The organism is Pseudomonas sp. VD-NE ins (assembly GCF_031882575.1).
GTDB lineage: Bacteria > Pseudomonadota > Gammaproteobacteria > Pseudomonadales > Pseudomonadaceae > Aquipseudomonas > Aquipseudomonas fluorescens_BZ.
Window position 1 is genome coordinate 4,187,911 of sequence record NZ_CP134772.1, and the last position, 24,729, is coordinate 4,212,639.

Consider the following 24,729-nt stretch of genomic DNA (forward strand, 5'->3'; position numbering starts at 1 on the left):
CAATAAAAATCGCTGTATCAGAGGCTGACTGCCATGGCCGCACCTGCCCCGCCGCTGTCCCACGACGCGATCGTCCAGAACTCCTGGCAACGTTGCCGCGCGTTCGGTCTTGACCACCAAAGCACGCCGGCCTTTGATCAACTGCCCGCCGCCGGCATTGCGCAGTTGCTCGACAGCCATCACTCACTGGTGCAGACCACACACCAGGAAGTCCTGCCCTATTACGAAAACATCCTGAGCAATTCCAACTGTCTGATCATGCTCGCCGACAATCAGGGCCAGGTGCTGACCTCGTGGGGCACGCAGCGCTTTATCGAGCCGAATCTGGCTCGGGGTTTTCAGGCTGGTGCAAGTTGGGTCGAGCGCACCAGCGGCACCAATGCGATCGGCACCGCGCTGGCGTGTGAGCAGGCCGTGCATATCGAACACGATGAACACTTTCTGAAAGCCAACCGCTTCATGACCGGTTCCGCCGCGCCGATTTTCGACGCCGAGCGCAAGGTGATTGCGGTGCTCGATGTGTCCAGCGACAGCTATCTGCCGCCCTCGCATACCCTGGGCATGGTCAAGATGATGAGCCAGACCGTGGAAAACCGGCTGATCCTCAACCTGTTCCATGGCCAGCACTTTCAACTGACCTTCAACACCGGGTTGAACAACCTCGACAGTCAGTGGGCCGGGTTGTTGATTTTTGATGAGAGCGGACAGGTGCTGTCGGCCAATCGGCGGGCGGACAATTTGCTGGGTATGCGTTTATCCCGAGTGAGCGTTGAAAGTCTGTTCAAGGTCTCGCTGCTGGAACTGATCAATCAGCCGGACGGGTTGCCGTTTGCCTTGCAGACGTCCGGGCGCAACAGGTTTCAGTGTTTGTTGAAGCGGCCGAAGCAGGCGTCGATTCAGCCTCGGGTGTTTGCCGAACCGAAAAGCGTTGAAGCGCCGATAAAACCACCTGCGGGCGCTATCAGCCTCAGCACCCTGCACTTCGGCGACGGCCGCGTGGAAAAAGCCGTGCGTCAGGCGGAACGGTTACTGGAAAAAGACATTCCGCTGTTGATCCACGGCGAAACCGGAGTTGGCAAGGAAGTCTTCGTCAAAGCCCTGCACCAGGCCAGCTCGCGTAGCAAACAGGCGTTCATTGCCGTCAACTGCGCGGCGATCCCCGCCGAACTGGTCGAGTCAGAGTTATTCGGCTACGAGAAAGGCGCGTTCACCGGTGCCAACCAGAAAGGCAGCATCGGGCTGATTCGCAAGGCGGACAAAGGCACGTTATTCCTCGATGAAATCGGCGACATGCCGTTGCCGACTCAGGCGCGGTTGTTGCGGGTTTTGCAGGAGCGCTGTGTGCAACCGGTAGGCAGCAGCGAGTTGTTTGCGGTGGATCTGCGGATTATCTCGGCGACTAACCGCTCTTTGCGCGAACAAGTGCAATTGGGACGGTTTCGGGAGGATTTGTATTACCGCATTGGTGGCTTGACCCTGGAACTGCCGCCGCTGCGGGAGCGCAGTGATAAAGAGGCGTTGTTCAAGCGGCTGTGGGAGCAGCATCGCGAGCCGACGCAATGGGCGGGGTTGAGCCAAGAGGTGCTGGAGCTGTTCAGCCGTCATCCGTGGCCGGGGAATTTGCGTCAGGTAAGCAGCGTGATGCAGGTGGCGCTGGCGATGGCTGAGGAACAGCCGGTGAGGCTGGAGCATTTGCCGGATGATTTTTTTGTTGATCTGGAGATGGAGCCGGTGGAGAGCGCGGTGCCGTTGGGGGTTGATCTGAATGATGTGGAGGCGTTGAACCGGGAGTTGAAGGCTTCCGGGGGGAATATTTCGCATTTGGCGCGACGTCTTGGAGTTAGCCGCAACACCCTCTACAAGCGGTTGCGGCAGATTGAAGGTTGAGTGAATCCCTTCCCCTCACCCCAGCCCTCTCCCCCAGGAGAGGGAGCCGACCGCGGTGTCTGGCGCTGGACATTGACCTGAAACATCGTGGCGATTATGGATTCGGTGCAAATCGGTCAGGTCGATGTATCTCCTGAACATCCCCCATTCAGTCCCCTCTCCTGGGGGAGAGGGCTAGGGTGAGGGCGAAAATTCCGGCTCAACATGCGCAACCGAAGCCGCCTCCAATGTGCGCAACCCCACCAGCACAACAACCACCATCATGATCCCCGCGCCAATCGCCACGCCGAAGCCGGCCCCTGCACCCCACGCATCAATCACCAGCCCTGCCAGCATGCCGCCCAGCGCGACGCCGATGCTGATACCCGTGGTCATCCACGTCAGCCCTTCGGTGATCCGCGATGGCGGGATGATGATCGTTCCCAGCTTCATGACCACGACCATCGTTGGCGCAAACGAAATCCCGGCAATAAACAGCGTCGCTGACAGCACATAAACGTCCGCTGCAAAAATCGGCAATACGCCGGTGAACGCCGTGACCAATATCCCGATCAGGAACTGTTTTTCGATCGCCAGCGAAACCCTCATCGCACCGAATGTCAGGCCCGCGACCAGTGAGCCGAACGCATAAGCAGCGAGGATGAAGGTCGCGGCCCCCGGCCAGCCTTGCGCATTGGCGAACGCCACGACGGCGACATCGATTGCTCCGCCAATGACACCCATCGCCAACAGCGCCAGAACAATGGTGCGCACGCCGGGAATCAGCAAGGTCGAGCCACTATGGCTGGCGTGGCCCACGACAACCTTGGGTTCAGTCTGGCGCTGCAGGAGAAACGCCGTTACCCCGACGGCCAGCAGCCCGACCGCGACCAGAGGCCCGGCTTCGGCGAAAAAACTCACGCTCAAACCGATCGCCAGTGGCGGGCCGATGATATAGGCCAGTTCGGTGAGGACGGTGTCCAGCGAGAACGCCGTGTGCAATTGCGGTTTGCCCCGGAACAACTGCGTCCATCGCGCGCGAATCATCGAGGGCATGCTCGGCATCGTCCCCGCCAGTGCGGCCAGAACAAACAGCAGTGCGGCCGGTGCCCGCATGTAAACCGCGAGGATCAGGGCGAGCAACATGGCAATGCTGAACGCCGTGACGACAGGCAGCACGCGGCTCTGGCCATGCTGATCAACCAGTCTGGAGATGTGCGGGCCGAGCAGCGCATTGGCTAGAGTGAATGTACCGGCGACGGCACCGGCTAGCCAGTAAACACCGGTTTGCTGTACCAGCATGGTGATGATGCCAATGCCGATCATTGCCTGCGGCAAACGCGCGATAGAGCTCGCGAGCACTAGCCCGGTGGCGCCGGGGGTCGTTAGCAGCTCGCGGTAGTGATTGGCCATGGTGTCTCCATTCGATATTCGTCGCCGCTCAGCATCCGGCTGAACGCGTTGCCGACATCAAGACCTACGCGAACGTCAAAAGCAACCCTCACCCCAGCCCTCTCCCCGAGGGAGAGGGAGCCGACCGAGGTGTCTGGCGTTGTACATCGACCTGAAAAACCAGTCGATTATGGATTCGGCAAAAATCGCTCAGGTCGATGTATTTCTTGAGCATCCCCCATTCGGTCCCCTCTCCCTCTGGGAGAGGGTTAGGGTGAGGGGCTTTTCTCGCGGCCTAACAAAAACCCGCACACGGCGGGTTTTGTTTGTAACAAGTACAGCGATCAGTCAGTCAAACGCCAGGTAGTCCCACCCTTGCCGTCTTCCAGCACCACGCCCATGGCGGTGAGCTGATCACGGATACGATCCGACTCAGCCCAATCCTTCCCGGCCCGAGCCGCCAGACGCGCGGCAATCAACGCATCAACCTCAGCTGCATCGACACGCCCTTCAGCGCCCGCCTGCAGGAAGTCATCCGCCTCCAACTGCAACACACCCAACACGCTCGCCAGCTCTTTAAGACGTGCCGCCAGACCCGCCGCCGCATCGAGATCGCTCTCACGCAGACGGTTGATCTCACGCACCATCTCGAACAACACCGCGCAAGCTTCCGGCGTGCCAAAGTCATCGTTCATTACCGTGGTGAAGCGCTCAACAAACGCTTCGCCGCCAGCAGGCGCCACTGTCGGCAGGCCTTTCAACGCGTGGTAGAAACGCTCGAGTGCGCCTTTGGCGTCCTTGAGGTTGTCTTCCGAGTAGTTGATCGCGCTGCGGTAGTGGCTCGACACCAGCAGGTACCGCACGACTTCCGGGTGGTACTTTTCCAGCACGTCGCGGATGGTGAAGAAGTTGTTCAAGGACTTGGACATCTTCTCGCCATTGATGCGAATCATGCCGCAATGCATCCACGCGTTGGCGTAGGTCTTGCCGGTGGCCGCTTCGCTCTGGGCGATTTCGTTTTCGTGGTGCGGGAACTCAAGGTCGCTGCCGCCGCCATGAATGTCGAAGGTCTCGCCGAGGCAGCAGGTGGACATCACCGAGCACTCGATGTGCCAGCCCGGACGCCCGGCGCCCCATGGCGATTCCCAGCTCGGCTCACCCGGTTTGGCGGCTTTCCACAGCACGAAGTCGAGCGGGTCCTGTTTCGACTCGTCGACTTCGATGCGGGCGCCAATGCGCAGGTCTTCGATTTTCTTGCGCGACAGTTTGCCGTAGCCCATGAACTTCGCGACGCGGTAGTACACGTCGCCGTTGCCCGGGGCGTAGGCGTAACCCTTGTCGATCAAGGTCTGGATCATCGCGTGCATGCCCGGAATGTGATCCGTGGCGCGCGGTTCCATGTCCGGCTTCTTGATGTTCAGGCGCGCTTCGTCTTCGTGCATCGCGGCGATCATGCGCTCGGTCAACGCTTCGAACGATTCACCGTTCTCGTTGGCGCGGTTGATGATCTTGTCGTCGATGTCGGTGATGTTGCGCACGTAGGTCAGGTCGTAACCGCTGAACCGCAACCAGCGGGTCACCAGGTCGAACGCGACCATGCTGCGGCCGTGGCCGAGGTGGCAGTAGTCGTACACGGTCATCCCGCAGACGTACATGCGCACCTTGTTGCCATCCAGCGGCTTGAAGACTTCTTTGCTCTTGGTGAGCGTGTTGTAGATCGTTAGCACGTTATTTCCCTTGACGCTGAATCACTGGCCCCACGAATCACGCAGGGTCACGGTACGGTTGAATACCGGCTGACCTGGTTTCGAGTCCTTCAAATCGGCAACGAAGTAACCTTCGCGCTCAAACTGGAAACGGTCTTCCGGCTGTGCATTGCCAAGCGATGGCTCCGCACGACAACCGGTAAGTACCTGCAGCGAATCAGGGTTGATGTTGTCGAGGAAACTCGCGCTGTCTTCTGCCTTCTCAGGGTTGGCCGAACGGAACAGACGATCGTACAGACGCACTTCGCACTCGACGCTGGCCGCAGCCGGCACCCAGTGGATCACGCCTTTGACCTTGCGGCCTTCAGGGTTCTTGCCGAGGGTTTCCGGATCGTACGAGCAACGCAGTTCGACGATGTTGCCATCGGCGTCCTTGATCGCTTCGTCGGCACGGATCACGTAGCTGCCGCGCAGACGCACTTCACCGGCCGGTTCCAGGCGCTTGTAGCCTTTTGGCGGCTCTTCCATGAAGTCATCACGGTCGATGTAGATTTCCCGGGCGAATGGCAGCGCGCGCACGCCCATGTCTTCTTTCGGGTGGCGCGGCAGCTCGAGGTTCTCGACCTGGCCTTCCGGGTAGTTGGTGATCACGACTTTCAGCGGACGCAGTACACACATGGCGCGCGGCGCGGTGTGATCCAGGTCGTCACGGATGCTGAATTCGAGCATGCCGAAGTCGACCACGCCGTCGGAACGGTTGGTGCCGATCATTTCGCAGAAATTACGGATCGATTTTGGCGTGTAGCCACGGCGGCGGAAGCCCGACAGCGTGGACATGCGCGGATCGTCCCAGCCGTTGACGTGCTTTTCATCGACCAGTTGCTTGAGCTTGCGCTTGCTGGTGATGGTGTAGTTGAGGTTCAGACGGCTGAACTCGTACTGACGCGGGTGCGCCGGCACTGGCAACGCGTCGAGGAACCACTCGTACAGCGGACGATGGCTTTCGAACTCCAGGGTGCAGATCGAGTGGGTGATGCCTTCGATGGCGTCCGACTGACCGTGGGTGAAGTCGTAGTTCGGGTAGATGCACCACTTGTCACCAGTCTGGTGGTGATGGGCGTGGCGGATGCGGTACATGATCGGGTCGCGCAGGTTCATGTTCGGCGAGGCCATGTCGATTTTGGCACGCAGCACGCGGGCGCCGTCCGGGAACTCACCGGCGCGCATACGCGCAAACCAGTCAAGGTTCTCTTCCACCGAACGGTCGCGGAACGGGCTGTTCTTGCCCGGCTCGGTCAGGCTGCCACGGTATTCCTTGGCCTGCTCTGGGGTCAGGTCGTCGACGTAGGCCTTGCCGGCCTTGATCAGCTCGACGGCCCAATCGTGCAATTGGTCGAAATACTGCGAAGCGTAGCGCACTTCGCCGGACCATTCGAAGCCCAGCCATTTGACGTCGCTTTCGATCGCGTCGATGTATTCCTGGTCTTCCTTGGCCGGGTTGGTGTCGTCGAAACGCAGGTGCGTGACGCCGCCGAACTCCTGGGCCAGACCGAAGTTCACGCAGATCGACTTGGCGTGGCCGATGTGCAGGTAGCCGTTGGGTTCAGGCGGGAAACGGGTGACGATCTGCGTGTGCTTGCCCGAGTCCAGGTCTGCCTGGATGATCGGCCGCAGGAAATTGACCGGCACGGCAGGGCCGGACTTGGCATTCGAGGTAGGGTCGACAGTGGGCTTGCTCATAGGATCCTTGACTTACAGGTGCGCGGCCGCAGAGGGGCCAGACAAAACAAAGCCGCTATCATAGCCGATGCTGTCAAGGGGCTGACAGAGCACGGCCTATAAAGGAGCGCATTTAATCGCCGGGAATTGAAAAACAGCCTCGAATTTCGCGCCTGTCACGCTAAACTGCGCACCTTGGCCCACGGGCTGAACCGGTAACGGGCCGAAATGTCCCATTACCCACGAATTCCTTATAAAGAGTAGCGATCATGACTCAAGTTAAATTGACCACCAATCATGGCGACATCGTCATCGAACTGAACGCTGAAAAGGCGCCGATCACCGTCGCCAACTTCATCGAGTACGTCAACGCCGGTCACTACGAAAACACCGTTTTCCACCGCGTCATCGGTAACTTCATGATCCAGGGCGGCGGTTTCGAGCCAGGCATGAAGGAAAAGAAAGACAAGCGTCCAAGCATCCAGAACGAAGCTGACAACGGTCTTTCCAACGAGAAATACACCGTTGCCATGGCCCGCACCATGGAGCCGCATTCGGCGTCCGCGCAGTTCTTCATCAACGTTGCCGACAACACCTTCCTCAACCACAGCGGCAAGAACACTCAGGGCTGGGGCTACGCGGTATTCGGTAAAGTCACCGCCGGCACTGACGTTGTCGACAAGATCAAAGGTGTTTCGACCACCTCCAAGTCCGGCCACCAGGACGTACCAGCAGACGACGTGATCATCGAGAAAGCCGAGATCATCGAAGCGTGATATTGCTGATTTCAGACTTGCATCTGGAAGAGGAGCGCCCGGACATAACCCGGGCGTTTCTGGATTTGCTCGCCGGACGCGCCCGCTCGGCGAGTGCGTTGTACATTCTCGGCGACTTCTTCGAAGCGTGGATTGGCGACGACGCCATGACACCTTTCCAGCGTTCCATCTGCCAAGCCCTGCGCGAATTGAGCGACAGCGGCACGGCGATTTTTCTGATGCACGGCAATCGCGACTTCATGCTCGGCAAGGCCTTCTGCAAGCAGGCCGGCTGTACGTTGTTGAAGGACCCGAGTGTCGTGCAGTTTTACGGCGAGCCGGTGCTGTTGATGCACGGCGACAGCCTCTGTACCCGCGACGTCGGCTATATGAAGCTGCGGCGTTATCTGCGTAATCCGATCACGCTGTTTATCCTGCGCAATCTGCCCTTGAGCAGCCGCCATAAACTGGCGCGCAAACTGCGCAGTGAAAGCAAGGCGCAGACGCGGATGAAGGCTAATGACATTGTTGATGTCACACCTGAGGAGATTCCGCGGATCATGCAGGAATACGGGGTGAAAACCCTGATTCACGGACATACCCACCGCCCGGCGATCCACAAGTTGCAACTCGGTGAACAAGCGGCGAAGCGGATTGTGCTCGGGGATTGGGATCGTCAGGGTTGGGCGTTGCAGGTGGATGAAAGCGGCTACGCCTTGGCGCCGTTCGACTTCGCCCCGCCGCTGGCTTTGCCGCACGGCTGAAGATCGCTACCCCCCTCACCCCAGCCCTCTCCCCCAGGGGGGCGAGGGGGAAAGGGAGCCGACCGAATGCAGTTCAAAACCCGCGCTCGACCCACAATCTCAAATCATGCTTTCCCTAAACCGGAGCTCAACTCGGTAGCTCAGGTCGGCGTACCTCGAAAGCACACCACGGTCAGTCCCCTCTCCCTCCGGGAGAGGGTTAGGGTGAGGGGCTTTTGACCTTAGTGCCCTGAAGCAGCAGGCCCTGCCTTCGCAGCAAACGGCGGTTTCGCCAGCCACACAATCAGAATCAACCCCATAAACCCCCAGCCCAACAGCGTGAAGTAATCCACGGTGGAAAGCATGTACGCCTGACTGGTGAGGATCTGATCCATCTGCGCATAAGCCGACTGACTCGCCCCGCCCAAATGATTCAAGGTCTCGCGCGTCGCCGGCTCAAAGGTGCTGATACTTTCACTCATATACGCATGATGCTGATCCGCCCGACGAATCCAGATCCACGTGGTCAGCGACGCCGCAAAGCTACCGCCCAACGTCCGCAGGAAAGTCGCCAGACCCGCGCCATCGGCAATCTGGCTCGGCGGCAAGTCCGACATGAGGATGCTCAACGTCGGCATAAAGAACAGCGCCACACCAATACCCATGAACAACTGCACCAAAGCAATGTGCTGGAAGTCCACCTCATTGGTGAAACCCGCCCGCATAAAGCAGCTCAAGCCAATCGCCAGAAACGCCAGCCCGGCCAGCAACCGCAGGTCGAACTTGTTCGCGTACTTGCCGACAAACGGCGACAACAGCACCGGCAGAATCCCGATCGGCGCCACCGCCAAACCGGCCCAGGTCGCGGTGTAGCCCATCTGCGTCTGCAACCATTGCGGCAGGATCAGGTTGATACCGAAGAACCCGGCGTAACCCAGCACCAACACCAGCGTGCCGATGCGGAAGTTGCGGTAGGCGAACAGCCGCAGATTCACCACCGGGTGCTGATCGGTCATTTCCCAGATAACGAACACCGCCAGCGCGATCACCGAAATCGCCGCGCCGATGATGATGAAGTTCGACTCGAACCAATCCAGGTCATTGCCCTTGTCGAGAATCACCTGCAACGCCCCGACGCCAATAATCAGCGTGATCAGACCGACGTAATCCATCGGCTGACGGCTGGTTTCCACCGGACGTTTGGCCAGTTGCGAACGCACCACCATCACCGCAAAAATCCCGATCGGCACGTTGATGAAGAAGATCCACGGCCAGCTGTAACTGTCGGTAATCCAGCCGCCAAGAATCGGCCCGGCAATCGGCGCAACCACCGTGACCATCGCCAGTAACGCCAGGGCCATGCCACGCCTCGCCGGCGGATACACCGCGATCAACAGGGTCTGCGTCATCGGGTACAGCGGCCCGGCGACCAGACCTTGCAGGACGCGGAAGCCGATCAGTTCCGGCATCGACGTCGAGATACCGCAGAGAAACGAGGCCAGCACGAACAGAATGGTGGCCCAGAGAAACAGCTTCACCTCGCCGAAACGGCGGCTGAGCCAACCGGTCAGCGGCAGCGCAATCGCGTTGCTCACGGCGAACGAAGTGATCACCCAGGTGCCCTGCTCCGAACTCACCCCGAGGTTGCCGGAAATCGTCGGCAGCGCCACGTTGGCAATAGTGGTGTCGAGCACTTGCATGAACGTCGCCAGCGACAGGCCGATGGTGCTGAGCAACAGGCTGGGCGGCGTGAAAGAGGCGTTATTGCTCATTGTGAATCCTATGAAACCAGGTTGACGCCGCGTGCTGATGAACACCGCCCCCCCTGTGGGAGCGAGCTTGCTCGCGAAGGCGGTGTACCAGACAAATCAACGGCGAATGACACTCCGCTTTCGCGAGCAAGCTCGCTCCCACAAGGGGCAGTGCCAAAGTCTCGATTCAGCGTTGCGCGGTTTTGCTCACCGCGGCGCTGTTGTCGTGGATCAGCTGCGCAATCATCGCGTCGGCTTCGGCCAGTTGGCGGTCGTAGACGTTGGTGCTGAACGAGGCCTTTTGTGGAGGCTGCTGCGCCAGCACTGGGCCGCTCTGGTCGTGCAGGTTCACTTCAACGTTGGTCGACAGACCGACGCGCAGCGGATGCTTGGCCAGTTCTTCGGCGTTGATGTGAATGCGCACCGGCACACGCTGAACAATCTTGATCCAGTTACCGGTGGCGTTCTGCGCTGGCAGCAAGGCAAACGCGCTACCCGTACCGGCGCCGAGGCTGTCGACAGTGCCGCTGTATTTCACGTCGCTGCCGTAGATGTCGGACTCGATATCGACCGGCTGGCCGATGCGCATGTCACGCAGTTGGGTTTCCTTGAAGTTGGCGTCGATCCACAACTGATCCAGAGGAATCACCGCCATCAACGCCGTGCCTGGCTGCACACGCTGACCGAGTTGCACGGTGCGCTTGGCGACATAACCGGTGACCGGCGCGATCAAGGTGCTGCGCGCGTTGGTCAGGTAGGCCTGACGCAGATCTGCAGCAGCCGACATCACGTCCGGATGCGACGACACCACGGTGTCATCGACCAGCGCGCTGGTGGTTTTCAGTTGCTGTTTGGCGTTGGCCAGAGCGTTTTGCGCAGAGGTCAGGTCATCGCGAGCGTGGGACAGTTCTTCCTGAGAAATCGCCCCGCCCTGCGCGAGGTTTTTCCGGCGGTTGTAGTTGTCTTGGGCTTTCTGCACTTCGGCCTGTTGCGCGTTGACCTGGGCTTTCATGCCATCAACGTTGCTGTACAAGCCGCGCACCTGACGCACAGTGCGCGCCAGTTTCGCCTGGGCACTTTGCAGGCCGACTTCAGCGTCGTTCGGGTCGAAGTTGATCAGCACCTGACCTTCGTGCACCAGATCACCATCGTCAGCACCGATGCTGACCACGGTGCCGGTCACCAGCGGGGTGATTTCGACGACGTTGCCGTTGACGTAGGCGTCGTCGGTGCTTTCGTTAAAGCGCCCGATAAACTCGTGATACGCCCAGACGCCGGCGCCGGCGAGCAGGACGACAACGGCCAGCACCAGCAGCATGACTTTGCGTTTGCGCGGGTTGCCGGTGTCCGGGGTGTTGCCTTGAGCTTGGGTATTTTCGGCAGTGGCCATGACAAGTACCTTGAATTAGTTGTGCGGCGTGGCTGGGCTGGCGTTGGCTGCGGTCAGGGTTTGCCCCTGGAAGCCACCGCCCAGCGCTTGCATCAGTTGAATCGACAGGTCGATCTGCTCGGCATTGAGGTTGGCCAGTTGACGCTGGGCCTGCAGCAGTTGCTGCTCGATGCTGAGCACGTCCAGGTAGTTGCCGATGCCGGAACCGTAACGCTGGACCACGGTGTTGTAAGAATCCTGAGCAATCTCGGTGGCGTGCTGCTGCGCACCGATCTGCCGGCCGATGTCACGCAACTGGTTGATCGTGTCGCTGACATCGCCCAGTGCTTTCACCAGACTTTTGTTGTACTGCGCCACCGCCAGGTCGTAATCGGCGTCGCGCGCATCGAGGTTGGCGCGCAGGCGTCCGCCGTCGAAGATCGGCACCGAGATGGTCGGGGCAATGTTGAAGAAGCGACTGGCCGAGCCGAACATCGCGTCACCCAACAAGGACTCGGCACCGGCCGAGGCCGACAGGTTCAAGTTGGGATAGAAGCGGGTTTTCGCCGAGTCGATGTCCTTGCTCGCCGCCTCGACACGCCAACGTGCGGCGACCAGATCCGGGCGCCGACCGAGCAGTTCCGCCGGCAACACCGACGGCACGGCGACAGCGCTGGCTTGCAAGACTTTAGGTCGGGCGATTTCGTTGCCGCGATCCGGGCCTTTGCCGAGCAGCACGGCCAGGGCAATTTTGGCGCTGTTCAGGCGTTTTTCCGCGTCGATCAGGCTGGCTTCGGAACTGGCTTCCAGACTTTGCGTTTGCTGGAACTGGTATTGGCTGTCGATCCCGGAGCTCAGGCGACGCTGGCTCAGGTCGAGCATTTGCTTGGTGCGCTTGAGGTCTTCGTTGGCCAGGTCATAAACGATGTGCGCCTGACCGAGATCGCTGTAAGCGCGAGCGACGTCGGCAGCAAGCGTCAACTGCGCAGCCTGCCGATCGACTTCAGCCGCACGGGCCTGACCGAGTGCGGCTTCCCAGGCGTCACGCTGACCGCCCCACAGGTCGAAGTTGTAATTGAACCCGGCGCTGACGTTACGCACGGTGGCGTAGGCATCGCCCTGCCCTCGCGGGTCCTGATCCTTGGCCAGACGCGAACGGCTGATGCCGGCGCTGGCGTCGAGGGTCGGATAGCGTTCGGCGTCAGCTGCATAGGCAGCAGCGCTGGCCTGATGCGCCCGCGCTTCGGCGATTTGCATGTCCGGGCTGTCGTGCAGGGCTTCGCGGATCAGGCCGTCGAGTTGCGGATCGCCGAGGCTGGTCCACCAGTCGCTCTTCGGCCACGCGGCTGGCGACAGGGTCACGCCGGTGAGGGATTGGCCGACTTTCAGGCTTTTCGCATCAAGGCTCGCGCCCGAAGTGTCGAGGCCGCTGTAGTTGGCGCAACCGGCGAGGATCATCGCCGACAGCACCAGCGTCAGGCTGCTGCGCAAGGTTTTACCGCTCATTGTGTTCACCTAACCGCTGGATAGTGATCGGGTCACCGGCTGCCAGCAGGATTTTCTTGAGGATGTATTCCAGGGTCTTCAACTCGTCCGGAGTGACGGCGCCGGCCAGTTCATTCATCGCATCGGCGCCGATGTGCGGCAGGCGATCGGCCAGTTGCTGGCCTTGCTCGGTCAGTTTCAACTGCACCTGACGCCGATCGCCTTCGCTGCGGTGGCGAGCGAGAAAGCCTTTCTGCTCCAGACGATCGAGCATGCGCGTCATCGAACCGCTATCGAGCGACAGATGCCGGCACAGCTCGGCCGGGGTATCGACGCCGAACTGGGCCATGATGATCAACACCTTGAACTGCGCGGCGGTGATGCCGTGAGGTTCCATGTGGGTGTCGATGATCCGGTCCTTGAGCAGCGCCGCACGGCCAAGCAACAGGCCGAGATGGCAATGTTTGAATTCGTCCGGGGTGAAATGCTTCATTTGCTCACCTAATAACTGCCTAGGCAGTGAATGTATGTCGAGATGTTACTGCCTAGGCAGCGAATGTCAACGCAATAGTTAGGTTGCTTTGCAATTAGTTGACCAGTGGGCTGGGAGATTGCGGTGAACACCCTGACGCCATCGCTGGCAAGCCAGCTCCCACAGGGTCCGTGTCGCACACAAAATTCATGCACGCCGCAGAAACCTGTGGGAGCTGGCTTGCCAGCGATTGGAGCGACTCGGTGTAAAGCCGGTCAGGAATCGTCGGAAGACTGCACGGGTGGCGGTTGCACCGGATGCACCTCACGCCCCCGCAACGCAGTGGCCGCATACCCAAACGCACGCTTGCTCACCGCATAAATGCTGTGCCAGCCCGGCGGCGCCGGCTCGATGGCAGCATGCAACGCTCGCGCATAGTCGAGCACCAGTCCGGGCGTCCAGGCCATCACCTCGGCACGCTTGCGCACTTGCGCGGCGACCCAGAACTCGGGACTGAAAATCACTCGAGCGAAATCCAGCATGCTCGAATGGCCGCGGTTCATCGCCCCTTCCAGCGCGGCTTCAAGGCTATGGGCGACGGCGCTGGAACAATTGCGGCTGGTCAGGTTGTACGTGCTGTTCTGCCGATACTCCGTCCAGAACGCATGCAGGCGCCGGGCGTCATAGTGGGCAAAGCTGACTTGCACCGAAGACGGGCACCAGTCCGCCACCTCGCCGGCATAGTCGGGCAGAAACCTGCCGGCAACATCGTTGTTCGGCGTCGCCCGCAGCAAGCGCACGAAATCCCCCGCCGAACGATCAATGTCGTCCTGCGGGTAATGGCTGATGTAAATGTCCGGGCCACATTCCAGTGCCGCATGGCCGGCGGAGATCACGCCGTTGATGTCGACTGCTGCGATGTAGCGGTTGAGCAGGCGATTGCGCACCAAGGTGTCATCAACGGTGCCGCTGGGGGTCCAGACGTGAATCACCAACGCATCGCTGCTGGCCGGCGCACTGACCGACAAAGGGCTTGTCAGCGGCGGCTGGTTTTTGAAGCGCACGGCTTGCCGCAACAAGGCACAGCCTGAGAGAAACAGGCTCATGCCAATGCAAAACGGCACCGTGCCCTTGTACAGCGTCGGATACGGCTCGAGGATAAACACGCCAAAGCCGATTTCGAACAACCCCGCCAGCAGCGACACTTGCCAACCGACAAAGCGCACCACCACCGCAGCGGCCAGCCGAAATACTCCATCGATTATGAAAGCCCCGCCAAACAGCACCGCCAGAATCAGCCCGGCGGCGTGTTGCCGGTCGACGATCAGCAGCCCCAGCAACAGAAACGCCAGTCCGCGCGCTCTGCGCAAGGCCGCAGCAGTTCCGGCTTGTGGTGCCGGCACCAGCAGCAGAATCAGGGCTTCGAGCAGCAACAGATAGCCGAAGAGATGCAGCGGAAAATACAAAACGCCGTCCAGCGCATCAATGAAGATGCCCAAACCGGCCGCGCCCCAGACAATGCCCGTCAGCGCCAGTGCGGACCAACGCTTGCGGACAAAGTCGTGACCGAGCAAGACCATACTCAAGCGGACCATATGACCTCTCTGCTGCGCCGGGGCCGTACGACCAGTACGGATTTCAGGCTGTGGTGAGTCTAATACATCGCCGCGTTTGCGCAGGCGCGGGAGCGTGTTCTAAGAATCGCCTGATATCCATCGGCAAACGAGGTGCTTAACGTACGCCGCTCTTTGGCCGACACGTATAGCCCTTTTCATGAAGCGAATAACTCTGCAGCGCCCCCTGCTCACTCTTGTCGCGGCGACGCTGCTGGCCTGCGCAGCGGACGCGATGGCGGCGAATTGCAGTTTCAACAGTTCCCCTTCCACGCAAACGCTCAGTTACGGCGCCAGCCTGGCCAATGGCAGCCTGAACATCCCCGCCGACACACCGGATGGCACGGTGGTTTATCAGGAAACCGCACAGCAATCGAGCTCGCACAGTTGGTCGTGCAATGCGAACTCGTTCTACGGAATAGCGGTCAATCCCGCGTTTGGCACCCCGACCAGTACCCTAACGACCTTCCCGCTTGGCAAGACCGGGCTGTCGTTCCGTATCTGGATGGGTATGCTGGATCGCTATGAGCCCTCGCTCTTTTCGGTCGCCCCAAAAGGCTACGGCGTGATGCCAGGCTCGATCCGCCTGGAAATCATCAAGTCAGGCCCGTTGGCGGCGCAGATCACGATACCGGCCGGCAACCTGGCCAGCCTGAAAGCCGGCGAGCTGATTCTGAACAACTTCAATTTGGCCAACGCGCTGGTGTTGAATGCGGCCTCCTGCCAGACCCCTTCCGTCCCTGTCGCGATGGGCGATGACTATCAACTCCATGAGTTTAGCGACGCGGGCGCCAAACCCCGCACCGTGCGCTTCGACATCGCCTTGAACCAGTGCCAGACCGGCATCAAGAAAGTCACCTATTCACTCAAAGCCACCACGCCCGTCATCGACGCGACCAAGGGCATCGTCGCGCTCAACAGCACCTCCACCGCCAGCGGCATCGGCCTGCAATTGATGAACGACGTCGGGCAGCCGATCGCATTCGATACCACCTACCCGTTCAACGCCTTCACCACCACCGGCACCGATTTCAAGATCCCGTTAACCGCCGCGTACTACCGTCTGCCCACGGGCGAACTCAAGGCCGGCAGCGCCAACACCGAAGTCACCTTCATCGTCAACTACCTCTAGCATTCTAAGGATCGTCTGATGTTCCCCGCTCCCGGCCCTCCCTAGAGTGCCGGGATGAGATTGAAGAACTACCTCCATCAGATCAGCCCGCTCCTGTCCTCGCCCGATGCGGCGCGGCGTCTGCTGCGCATTTTTGCCCTGGTGCTGCTGGTGGGCATTCTCGGCGGCGTCTACAGCTTCCTGCTGTTTACCTTCAACAATGAGATTTCTCAACGGCGCAGCTACATGAGCAGCGCCATCGCTGAGGCGCATACGTTTTTCACCACCCGTGAAGCGCTGCTGGAAAGCCTGAGCCTGTCGGCCACGCGCAAGGCGAAAATAAACGTGCCGGTGTCCGAGGAGGAAATCCGTCTGCTGCTGGGGCAAACGCCGGGCAAACAGTGGAGCATCTGGCTGACTCAGCGCATGCGCGATTACCTGAAAGCCAAGCAGCTCAATCTGCTGTATGTCAGCAATGGCGGTCATGTATTGCGGCTATACAACGCGACGCCGCTGGTTGTCGGATTGCCACAGGCCACGCTGGATCAACTGGAGTCGCTCAAGCTCACGGCGACATTATCGGAACTGTGGCTGACCCATGCCGCAGACGGCCACTCGCGGCTGTACATCTTCATCCGCCTGGATGAACGCGACGTCCACTCCGGCTGGCTCGGCCTGGAAATGGACGACCGTGAAGTCTCCAGCGCCTTGAGCGACCACAGTGCCGGCGAGTTCACCATGTTCAACTCCCAAGGCAAACCGCTGTTCAGCAACAGCCACAAACCACCGCCAGAACAGCACCTGCCGTTGCTGCGACAACAGGATTTCTTCGGCTTTGTCGGCAATGGCTGGCTGCCCGAGCAATTGGTGTTGCGCAAGCAACTAAAATCGTCGGATTGGCAGTTGACTTACTCCATCGACTTGCTGGCGGTACTGCGCGCCCTGTGGCCACAAATGCTCGGCGCGCTGCTGTTCTGCGTGTTGAGTATCAGCCTGGTGTGCCTGTTGGTCCGTCGTCTGGAGCATCGTTTCATCACCCCGGCGATCCAGCGCATTCAGGCGCTGGTGGAAAGCGAACTGTTCAGCCGCGACGTGATTCAGACCGCGCCGGTGGCGCTGTGCGTGTTGCGCCGCAGTGACGGTCAAGTGGTGCTGGACAACACCCTCGCGCGGCAATGGCTGGGCCAGTGCAGTGAGCAGCTGGGCGCTGGCTGGATCCGCGATGCGTTTGACCAACACACGCCTTGCCTGACCGATTACTTCGAGACTGCCGACGGTCGTCACCTGTACCTGAGCTGCGCACCGACCCGCTACAAGGGCGAAGACGTCTTGCTCTGCGCGTTCAGCGATATCAGCGCGCGCCGGCAGATCGAAGCAGCGCTGGAACAGGCGCGCCAATCGGCCGATGCCGCCAACGAAGCCAAAACCCTGTTTCTGGCGACCATGAGCCATGAAATCCGCACTCCGCTCTACGGTGTATTGGGCACGCTGGAACTGCTCGGGCGCACGCAGTTGGACACTCAGCAGAAAAGTTACCTGCGGGCGATCGAGGGATCATCGGCGACGTTGCTGCAGTTGATTTGCGACGTGCTCGATGTGTCGAAGATCGAGGCCGGACAACTGGCGCTGGAGTTGAGCGAGTTTTCCGTCCTCGATCTGGTGCACGAGGTGGTGCAGGGTTACGCCGCTGCCGCGCAAAGCAAAGGCCTGCAACTCTATGCCTGCCTGGACCCGCAACTGCCTGAGCACTTGATCGGCGATGTCAGCCGGGTGCGACAGATCCTCAACAACCTGCTCAGCAACGCCGTCAAGTTCACCGATTCCGGGCGCGTGGTATTGCGGGTCAGACTGCTCGCTCGCGAAGGCGAACGCGTGTGTCTGCAATGGCAGGTTTCGGACACCGGCAAAGGCATCGCCCATGACGATCAGGCATTTATTTTCGAGCCGTTCTACCAGACCGCCGGCAACACCAATGTGGTTGCCGGCACCGGCCTGGGGTTGCCGATCTGCCTGCGGCTGACGCACTTGATGAATGGCACCCTGCGCATGGTCAGCGAGCCAGGCCTGGGCAGCAGTTTTTCCCTCAGCGTGCCGCTGGAGCAACGTTCCTACGACGCACCAGCCGCCGCTTTGCCGCCATTGGCCGCAGACCTCGTTTATGTGGTTTCGCCCGTGCGCGAACTGGCCGACAGCATCAGTGGCTGGTTGCGTCGTTGGGGCGCCCGCGCGCATATCGGCGCACCGGATGGCATCGAACCGGATGCGACGGCGGTGCTGCTGGAGCTGTATCCAGCAGCCTTCGGACAGCGCCCGAATCAGCCATGGCGTGGGCCGCGCGTACTGGCCAGCGGTGACGGCGCGCACGAGCCGCAATGTACCGGCGACGGCTGGCAGGTCAATCTGAATGATCTGCTGGCGATTCAACGGGCCGTTCGCCAGGCCCAGAGCGGCCAGATCATCCACCGTCCGCCAGACACTGAAGCCCATGCCCTGCGCCCGTTGCACCTGCACATTCTGGTGGCCGAAGACAACGTCATCAATCAGTTGATCCTGCGCGATCAGCTTGAAGAACTGGGCTGCACGGTGGCGCTGGCCAGCGATGGCGAAGAGGCCTTGGCGCTGTGGCCCGACGCTGCGTTCGACATCGTCCTGACCGACGTCAACATGCCCCGCCTCAACGGTTATGAGCTGGCCAAAGCCCTGCGGCGCCTCGGTTGCAGCATTCCGATCATCGGCGCGACCGCCAACGCCCTGCGTGGTGAGGATGCGCTGTGTCTGGCTGCGGGCATGAATCACTGCCTGGTCAAACCTTTTACGCTACGAGCCTTGTTCGCTGTCCTGGCTCCCTACGAACGAGTCGCCCATGAAGCCCTGTAGCATTCTGATTGTCGAAGACCACCCCTTCCAGCACCTGTATTTGCAGAACCTGTTCAGCGAGTTGGGCGACTTCGATCTGGCCTGTGCCAAGGACGGCGAAGAAGCACTGGATTGCCTGAAACACCGCGACTTCGATCTGGTGCTCACCGATTTGCTGATGCCGGGCATGGACGGCGTGCAATTCATTCAGGGCCTTGCCGCCCAACGCTCACGCCCGGCACTGGCGATCATGAGCGCCGCCTCACGACGCATGTTGATGGGCGCGAGCCTGGTGGCGAGCAACCTGCAAGTGAAAGTCATCGGGCTGATTTCCAAACCAGTGAACGCTGCCGCCCTGCGCTGCCTGATCGATCAATTGCAGGCGCTGCGCCAGAGCGTCCCGGCGGCGACGCATCCCGGCATTGATCGCCAGAGTATTTGCAATGCCCTCGACAACGGTGAACTGCAAGCCTGGTTTCAACCGAAGAAGGCTTTGAACAATGGCCGGATCGTCGCCGCCGAAGCGCTGGTACGCTGGAATCATCCTGAACATGGCACGCTGTTGCCCGGAGTTTTTTTGCCGGCGTTGATTGCTTTTGGTCTCGAAGAGCCGTTGCTCTGGTGCGTGCTGAAACAGGCGATCGCCGCCCAGGCTACGTGGCGCGAGCAGGGTTATGACATTCCGGTCTCGGTCAACCTGCCCACGCACCTGCTCAACAGCCATGACCTGCCTGATCGCATTCTCGCCTTCGTCCTCACCCATCAAGGCCTGCCCGCACGGATCTGTTTCGAGTTGATGGAATGTTCGGTGCCCGACGACATCAGCAATTTCTACGCCGGTGCCTGCCGGCTGCGGATCAAGGGTTTCGGTCTGTCGCAGGACGATTTCGGCAAGGGTTACAGCTCGTACATGAACCTGGTGTCGGCGCCGTTCACCGAACTGAAAATCGACCGCGCGCTGGTGCAAGGCTGCAACGCCAACGCCGAACTCGCGCAGGCGCTGACCAGCATTGTCAGCCTCGGTCGGCAATTGGGTTTGACCGTTGTGGCCGAAGGTGTGGAAACCGCACAAGAACTTGCTCTGTTGCGTAAAATCGACTGCACTCAGGTTCAGGGTTTCCTGATCTCCCATGCCGTTTCAGCCGATCAGTTCCAGCACTTGCTGACCCACGACGGGCCGGCGACTGCCTATTGAGCGGCACGTGGCTGTTGTTGAACGTCGCTCGCTACCGAGGTCACTGTGTCCCAAGGCTGCCCCATCATCGCTGGTCAGGCGCTGTAATGCCGCATACCAATGCATTTCTGGACAAACTGGCCAGCAGTTCGCTGCGTTTGAACAAAACTCTGCTGCTGCTCGGCGCACTGGTGTTGCTGCTGTTGGGCATCAGCTATGTGGGGGTGCTGCGCATGCTCGAAGAGCAGCGCGACACCTTGCAGTTTCACTTCGCCCGGTTGATGGAAAATATCCATGAGCAGGAAGTGTTCCTGCGCGATATCTCCCAGGCCAGTGCCAAGGGCCAATATTTTCCTTTGGTGGTGTTACCCACCTATTCGCAAAAGCTGCTGCCCGATGAAGGCCCGAATATCTATGAGGGCCGTGGCTTGCCGTTCTCACTGCCGTTCAGTGTAAAAATCGACCCGCACAGAATCGCCGCCGACCAATACCCCAAGGTTTTCGCGCTGGGCAGTTATCTGGCCGCCTACTACAGCGCGTTCTGGGCGGCATCGCACTATCAGTCGCCGCAAGTGATCCTGCTCAATGGCCCCGACAACTTCGACGTGGCGGTGCCCTCCGCCGGGCGCTTGCGCGGTGCAGGCCCGATGCAGATCGGCGCGTTTGCGCAAGTGATGAGCCAGGTGAACCAGCACACACGCGAACAGTCTTCATCAGCGGCCGATCATCAGGTGCATTGGGCACCCTACCCGTCTACTCAGGACAGCGAGGCAACACCGACGCTGCTGGCCTACGTCAGGATCAATCTGCTGCAGCCAACGCTGACCATTGAAGGTGCCGATTCCTGGGTGGTGCTCGGCACGCTGCTGAAGCTGTCGCAGGTCAACAACATCGAGCGCTTGATGGAGTGGTCGATTTACGATGACTTCACCTTGATCACCCCGGCCGGTTTGGTCTTGACCGGCGCACAGAGGTCCGACCAGGCGCTGGATGAGGGGATAAATTTCGACCGTGACGGCCTGGTGTTCAAGCTGAGCAGCCCCGGCGAGCAACACTGGACCGCGATCTACGTCATCAGCCTGCGCAGTTTCCTCAGCTATGCGCTGTGGCCATTGCTGTGCCTCGTGGCGGTGGTGCTGGCGTTGCTCGGTTGCGGTCGGGCCATCAATCGCTGGTACACCGCGCGCGTGATACTGCCGGCGCAAAGTGCGCACGCGAGCATCGCCGAAAGCGAGGCATTCAGCCGGGCGGTGATCGACACCGCGCCAACCGGCCTGTGCGTGATCCGCCGCAGCGATCACCACGTACTCCTGGAAAACCAGCGCGCCCAGCAATGGCACGACAGCAGCCGGTTGATGAGCCTGCTCAAGGCGCACAGCGAGTCCGGCCATGCCGATCTCGAGATCGATGGGCGTCATCTGCATGTGGCCTTCGTCTCGACCCGTTATCAGGGCCAGGATGCCTGGCTGTGTGCGTTGCATGACGTGACTCGGCATATCGAAGACGCCGCCGCTCTTGAAGAAGCCCGTCAGGCCGCCGACTCGGCCAACCACGCCAAAAGTCGTTTCCTCGCCACCATGAGTCATGAAATTCGCACCCCGCTCTACGGCGTACTGGGCACCCTTGAGTTGCTCGGGCTGACGCCGCTCGCGCCGCGCCAGCAGGATTATCTGGACACCATCCAGCGTTCCTCCGCCAGCCTGTTCAAGCTGATCAGCGATGTGCTCGATGTGTCGAAGATCGAGGCCGGGCAGATGACCCTTGAGCTTCAGGACTTCTGCCCGCTGGAGCTGACTGAAGATGTCGTGCGGACTTACAGCGCCTTCGCCCGCGCCAAAGGCCTGCAACTGTATGCCTGCATCGATTCAACATTGCCGGATCGGCTGCGCGGCGACCCGTTGCGCATCCGCCAGATCCTCAACAACCTGCTGAGCAACGCGATCAAGTTCACCGACAACGGCCGCGTGGTGCTGCGGGTACGCGTGGTGCAAAACGCCGCCGACAACGCCCAAGTGCAGTGGCAGGTCAGCGACTCGGGGGTGGGGATTTCCCAGGCGCAGCAACAGCAATTGTTCGACCCGTTCTATCAGGTCAACGATGCCGACAGTCAGGCCGGCGCAGGTCTGGGCCTGGCCATCTGCAAATGGCTGTGCGAGTTGATGCTAGGGAAGTTGAGCGTGGTCAGCGAACCGGGACTGGGCAGCAGTTTTACCCTGCAACTCACGCTGGAGAACAGGCCGGGCGCATTGGCCGACTGCCCCGCGTTCGAGGCCGGAAGCCCCGCCGTTTATGTTCGTGCACCCGTTAACGAACTGGCGCTGCACCTCATCGCCTGGCTCAACCGTTTTGGTCTGGACTGCCACTTGGTGACAACCGAGATGCCAACATCCTCGGCGCTGCTGGTGGACCTCACGCCTCTCGACAACGCTCCGCACTGGAGCGGGCCACGGATCGTCGCCATTGCGGGCGGCCCCAATCCGGCGCAGCCAAGCGGTGCAGACTGGGCGGTCGACGCCGGCGATGTGCGCGCAATTGCCTGGGCGATTTATCTGGCACAACACGGCGCCAATGCGCAGCGCCCAGCCGCATTGCAGGCAAAGACCCGCCCACTGAATCTGCAGGTGCTGGTGGCCGAAGACAACGTGATCAACGCGGCAATCATCAAGGAACAACTGGAAGCACTGGGCTGCGCGGTGATCGTCGCCGTGAACGGCGAACAGGCCTTGGCACAGTGGGTGCCCGGCCGCTTCGATCTGCTGCTGACCGACGTCAACATGCCGGTCATGAACGGCTACCGGCTGGCCGAAGCGGTGCGCCAACAGGACACTACGCTGCCGATCATCGGCGTCACCGCCAATGCCCTGCGCGAAGAAGGCGAACGCTGTGCCGCCGTCGGCATGAACGCGTGGATGGTCAAGCCGCTGAACCTCGCGACGTTGCGCGCGCAACTGGAGCAGCATTGCAAAATCGCCCTGGCGCCGACTATCGACGCCCCGCCGGCGCTTTCAGCGAAAATGCGCGAATTGTTTGTCACCACCCTGCGTCAGGACATTCAGACCACCCTGACGGCACTGGATGCGGCCGACGCCAACAGCGTGGCGCAGCAACTGCACAGCATGGCAGGGGCGCTGGGCGCGGTGCAGATCAACGTCTTGGCCAGCGCGTTCGTCGAACTGGAATGTCGCTTGACCGGCATGGCCGTGACGCCCGCGCTGGCCGTGGCAGTGCGACAAAATCTGACGCGGCTGCAAGATCTGCTCGATTCCCTCGAATAACTTCACTCTGGATAAATCACTCATGGAAACCTTCAACGTTGTCATCGCCGATGATCATCCCATCGTGCTGCTGGGGGTAAGGGAACTGGTTGAGCGTGACCAACGCTTTCGCGTGGTGGGCGAAGCCGTTGGCTCCGATGAGCTGATCAAGCTGCTGGAGACCCGGCCTGTGGATTTGTTGATCACCGACTTCAACATGCCCGCCGAGTCGCCCTACGGTGACGGCCTGAAACTGGTGGAATACCTGACGCGGCATTTTCCCAAGGTTCGGGTGTTGGTGCTGACCATGATCTCCAATCCGTTGATCCTGACGCGCCTGCAGGAACTCGGCGTGCTGGCGGTCATTCAGAAAAACCAGCTGCACGATGAAATAGCCGCCGCCCTCAAAGCCATTGCCAAAGGCAGCCCGGTGCGCTGGCAGACACCCGCGCCGACATCAGTGGTGAACGACGGCGCTGATCTGGACGAACGTTTTTCAAGGCTGTCGCCCAAGGAACATGAAATCCTGCGTTTGTTCGTTCAGGGCCAGGGCGTCAACGACATTGCCCGCCACTTGAACAGAAGTGCGAAGACCATCAGTACGCAGAAAGTCTCGGCAATGCGCAAACTGGAAGTCAGCAGTGATCAGGAGTTGATGACTTACTGCATCGAACGCAACTTGTTCAATTAACTAAAAGACACTTTCCGAAATCCTCCGAACTTCTAAGGATCGTCTGATGTTCCAACGGTAATGCGCGTTTTATTGTGTTGTCTTCTCCCCAACCAATGGAAAAAGCAACATGAAAAAGTTGTCCCGAACGCTTCTCGCCCTTTCGATGTTCGCTGCGGCCGGCAATGCCCTGGCAGCCGACCCGCCAGTGACCCCGACCAAGGCCGGCAGCGGCACCATCAACTTCACCGGCACCATCAACAACGACGCCTGTTCGGTTGAAAGCGCCGGCAAGGACAAAACCATTTCGGTCGCCATGGGTGAAGTGTCGATCAAAGACATGGGCACCGCGACTGCGCCGAAAGGCAACGGCACCTTGAGCGTCGAAAACTTCGACATGAAGATCAACTGCAACGCTGGCACCAAGGTTGCGATGCTCTTCGAACCGACCAAAGGCGCCGGTTCGGGCATCGAACCTGGCACTAAAGTGCTGCGACTGATCAGCGGCCTGGGGGCTGCAAAAGGTATCGGTATCGCCTTGCTCGACGCCAATGGCGCCGTGATCGACTTGAGCTCGCCAGCCACCGCGAAGATCGAAAACACCCTGCAGGACAGCAATACCACGCTGAAATTTTCGGCCGCCTACGTCACTACGGTTGACCCGAAACTGGCTGTTGCCGGTCGTGGCGATGCCACCCTGCCGTTCACCCTCCAATACGAATAACCCGCGCGAACTTTCGAGCCCGGTGCGGGGCCTCGCGGCCCCGTGCTTTCAATCATCTGCGCGGTAGCC

General features: G+C 60.4%; 17 protein-coding genes. 9 read left to right on the forward strand and 8 right to left on the reverse strand.

Annotation, left to right across the window (positions count from 1 at the left end):
- Positions 1-33: 33 nt before the first annotated feature.
- Positions 34-1,887: a sigma-54-dependent Fis family transcriptional regulator gene (locus tag RMV17_RS18620; RefSeq protein WP_311881628.1), complete on the forward strand. Its 1,854-nt coding sequence runs from the start codon at positions 34-36 to the stop codon at positions 1,885-1,887.
- 174 nt (positions 1,888-2,061) lie between these two features.
- Here the strand turns inward: RMV17_RS18620 and RMV17_RS18625 are convergent, their stop codons facing one another.
- The 3 genes from RMV17_RS18625 to RMV17_RS18635 all read right to left on the reverse strand — a co-directional run bounded on the left by RMV17_RS18625 (position 2,062) and on the right by RMV17_RS18635 (position 6,704).
- The gene (locus RMV17_RS18625) at positions 2,062-3,279 is read right to left on the reverse strand and encodes an MFS transporter (RefSeq protein WP_311881629.1); all 1,218 of its coding nucleotides are present in this window, start codon (positions 3,277-3,279) and stop codon (positions 2,062-2,064) included.
- Positions 3,280-3,602: 323 nt separating this feature from the next.
- Positions 3,603-4,985, reverse strand: coding sequence for a cysteine--tRNA ligase (gene cysS, locus RMV17_RS18630; protein WP_311881630.1), 1,383 nt, complete (start codon positions 4,983-4,985; stop codon positions 3,603-3,605).
- 21 nt (positions 4,986-5,006) lie between these two features.
- Positions 5,007-6,704 (reverse strand): glutamine--tRNA ligase/YqeY domain fusion protein, encoded by a 1,698-nt coding sequence (locus RMV17_RS18635; protein WP_034154737.1) that lies wholly within the window; start codon positions 6,702-6,704, stop codon positions 5,007-5,009.
- A gap of 248 nt (positions 6,705-6,952) precedes the next feature.
- Here RMV17_RS18635 and RMV17_RS18640 point away from each other — a divergent pair, with 248 nt between their 5' ends.
- Together RMV17_RS18640 and lpxH are read left to right on the forward strand one after the other, a co-directional pair.
- On the forward strand, positions 6,953-7,459 hold the full coding sequence (locus tag RMV17_RS18640) for a peptidylprolyl isomerase (protein WP_311881631.1): 507 nt from the start codon (positions 6,953-6,955) through the stop codon (positions 7,457-7,459).
- Positions 7,456-8,202 carry a UDP-2,3-diacylglucosamine diphosphatase gene (lpxH, locus tag RMV17_RS18645; RefSeq protein ID WP_034154735.1) on the forward strand — a complete coding sequence of 249 codons (747 nt, stop codon included), beginning with the start codon at positions 7,456-7,458 and terminating at the stop codon, positions 8,200-8,202. Before RMV17_RS18640 ends, lpxH begins: the two co-directional genes overlap by 4 nt.
- A 221-nt stretch (positions 8,203-8,423) precedes the next feature.
- Here lpxH and RMV17_RS18650 read toward each other — a convergent pair whose 3' ends face one another.
- From RMV17_RS18650 to RMV17_RS18670, 5 genes are all read right to left on the reverse strand, one after another.
- Entirely contained in the window at positions 8,424-9,953 is a 1,530-nt protein-coding gene (locus tag RMV17_RS18650) for a DHA2 family efflux MFS transporter permease subunit (protein WP_016986555.1), read from the reverse strand.
- Between the two features lie 166 nt (positions 9,954-10,119).
- The gene (locus RMV17_RS18655) at positions 10,120-11,322 is read right to left on the reverse strand and encodes an efflux RND transporter periplasmic adaptor subunit (protein ID WP_166224058.1); all 1,203 of its coding nucleotides are present in this window, start codon (positions 11,320-11,322) and stop codon (positions 10,120-10,122) included.
- Between the two features lie 15 nt (positions 11,323-11,337).
- A complete protein-coding gene (locus tag RMV17_RS18660; RefSeq protein WP_108225640.1) occupies positions 11,338-12,807 on the reverse strand; it encodes an efflux transporter outer membrane subunit in 1,470 nt (489 codons plus the stop codon).
- Positions 12,797-13,279: a MarR family winged helix-turn-helix transcriptional regulator gene (locus RMV17_RS18665; RefSeq protein ID WP_095189882.1), complete on the reverse strand. Its 483-nt coding sequence runs from the start codon at positions 13,277-13,279 to the stop codon at positions 12,797-12,799. Before RMV17_RS18665 ends, RMV17_RS18660 begins: the two co-directional genes overlap by 11 nt.
- Positions 13,280-13,533: 254 nt before the next feature.
- A complete protein-coding gene (locus RMV17_RS18670) occupies positions 13,534-14,853 on the reverse strand; it encodes a DUF308 domain-containing protein (RefSeq protein ID WP_311881632.1) in 1,320 nt (439 codons plus the stop codon).
- Positions 14,854-15,031: 178 nt separating this feature from the next.
- On the opposite strand from RMV17_RS18670, the gene RMV17_RS18675 reads away from it, so the two are divergent.
- The 6 genes from RMV17_RS18675 (at position 15,032) to RMV17_RS18700 (ending at position 24,660) form a co-directional block, all read left to right on the forward strand.
- Positions 15,032-16,003 carry a fimbrial protein gene (locus tag RMV17_RS18675; RefSeq protein WP_311881633.1) on the forward strand — a complete coding sequence of 324 codons (972 nt, stop codon included), beginning with the start codon at positions 15,032-15,034 and terminating at the stop codon, positions 16,001-16,003.
- Positions 16,004-16,057: 54 nt separating this feature from the next.
- Positions 16,058-18,859 carry an ATP-binding protein gene (locus RMV17_RS18680; protein WP_311881634.1) on the forward strand — a complete coding sequence of 934 codons (2,802 nt, stop codon included), beginning with the start codon at positions 16,058-16,060 and terminating at the stop codon, positions 18,857-18,859.
- Positions 18,846-20,033: an EAL domain-containing response regulator gene (locus tag RMV17_RS18685; protein WP_311881635.1), complete on the forward strand. Its 1,188-nt coding sequence runs from the start codon at positions 18,846-18,848 to the stop codon at positions 20,031-20,033. The genes RMV17_RS18680 and RMV17_RS18685 overlap by 14 nt, the downstream gene beginning before the upstream one ends.
- A gap of 86 nt (positions 20,034-20,119) precedes the next feature.
- Complete coding sequence (locus tag RMV17_RS18690) at positions 20,120-23,287, forward strand: ATP-binding protein (RefSeq protein ID WP_311881636.1); 3,168 nt, start codon at positions 20,120-20,122, stop codon at positions 23,285-23,287.
- A 22-nt stretch (positions 23,288-23,309) separates the two neighbouring features.
- Complete coding sequence (locus RMV17_RS18695) at positions 23,310-23,957, forward strand: response regulator (RefSeq protein ID WP_311881637.1); 648 nt, start codon at positions 23,310-23,312, stop codon at positions 23,955-23,957.
- A gap of 109 nt (positions 23,958-24,066) precedes the next feature.
- Entirely contained in the window at positions 24,067-24,660 is a 594-nt protein-coding gene (locus RMV17_RS18700) for a fimbrial protein (protein WP_311881638.1), read from the forward strand.
- The last annotated feature ends 69 nt before the right edge of the window (positions 24,661-24,729 follow it).

Bases quoted from the DNA above. Each gene is read 5' to 3' on its own strand.
- RMV17_RS18665 (WP_095189882.1), bottom strand. From the start codon at position 13,279: ATGAAGCATTTCACCCCGGACGAATTCAAACATTGCCATCTCGGCCTG.
- RMV17_RS18680 (WP_311881634.1), top strand. From the start codon at position 16,058: ATGAGATTGAAGAACTACCTCCATCAGATCAGCCCGCTCCTGTCCTCG.
- RMV17_RS18620 (WP_311881628.1), top strand. From the start codon at position 34: ATGGCCGCACCTGCCCCGCCGCTGTCCCACGACGCGATCGTCCAGAAC.
- RMV17_RS18625 (WP_311881629.1), bottom strand. From the start codon at position 3,279: ATGGCCAATCACTACCGCGAGCTGCTAACGACCCCCGGCGCCACCGGG.
- RMV17_RS18675 (WP_311881633.1), top strand. From the start codon at position 15,032: ATGAAGCGAATAACTCTGCAGCGCCCCCTGCTCACTCTTGTCGCGGCG.
- RMV17_RS18640 (WP_311881631.1), top strand. From the start codon at position 6,953: ATGACTCAAGTTAAATTGACCACCAATCATGGCGACATCGTCATCGAA.
- RMV17_RS18655 (WP_166224058.1), bottom strand. From the start codon at position 11,322: ATGGCCACTGCCGAAAATACCCAAGCTCAAGGCAACACCCCGGACACC.
- RMV17_RS18660 (WP_108225640.1), bottom strand. From the start codon at position 12,807: ATGAGCGGTAAAACCTTGCGCAGCAGCCTGACGCTGGTGCTGTCGGCG.
- RMV17_RS18700 (WP_311881638.1), top strand. From the start codon at position 24,067: ATGAAAAAGTTGTCCCGAACGCTTCTCGCCCTTTCGATGTTCGCTGCG.
- RMV17_RS18670 (WP_311881632.1), bottom strand. From the start codon at position 14,853: ATGGTCCGCTTGAGTATGGTCTTGCTCGGTCACGACTTTGTCCGCAAG.
- RMV17_RS18695 (WP_311881637.1), top strand. From the start codon at position 23,310: ATGGAAACCTTCAACGTTGTCATCGCCGATGATCATCCCATCGTGCTG.
- RMV17_RS18635 (WP_034154737.1), bottom strand. From the start codon at position 6,704: ATGAGCAAGCCCACTGTCGACCCTACCTCGAATGCCAAGTCCGGCCCT.
- RMV17_RS18650 (WP_016986555.1), bottom strand. From the start codon at position 9,953: ATGAGCAATAACGCCTCTTTCACGCCGCCCAGCCTGTTGCTCAGCACC.
- RMV17_RS18690 (WP_311881636.1), top strand. From the start codon at position 20,120: ATGCCGCATACCAATGCATTTCTGGACAAACTGGCCAGCAGTTCGCTG.
- RMV17_RS18685 (WP_311881635.1), top strand. From the start codon at position 18,846: ATGAAGCCCTGTAGCATTCTGATTGTCGAAGACCACCCCTTCCAGCAC.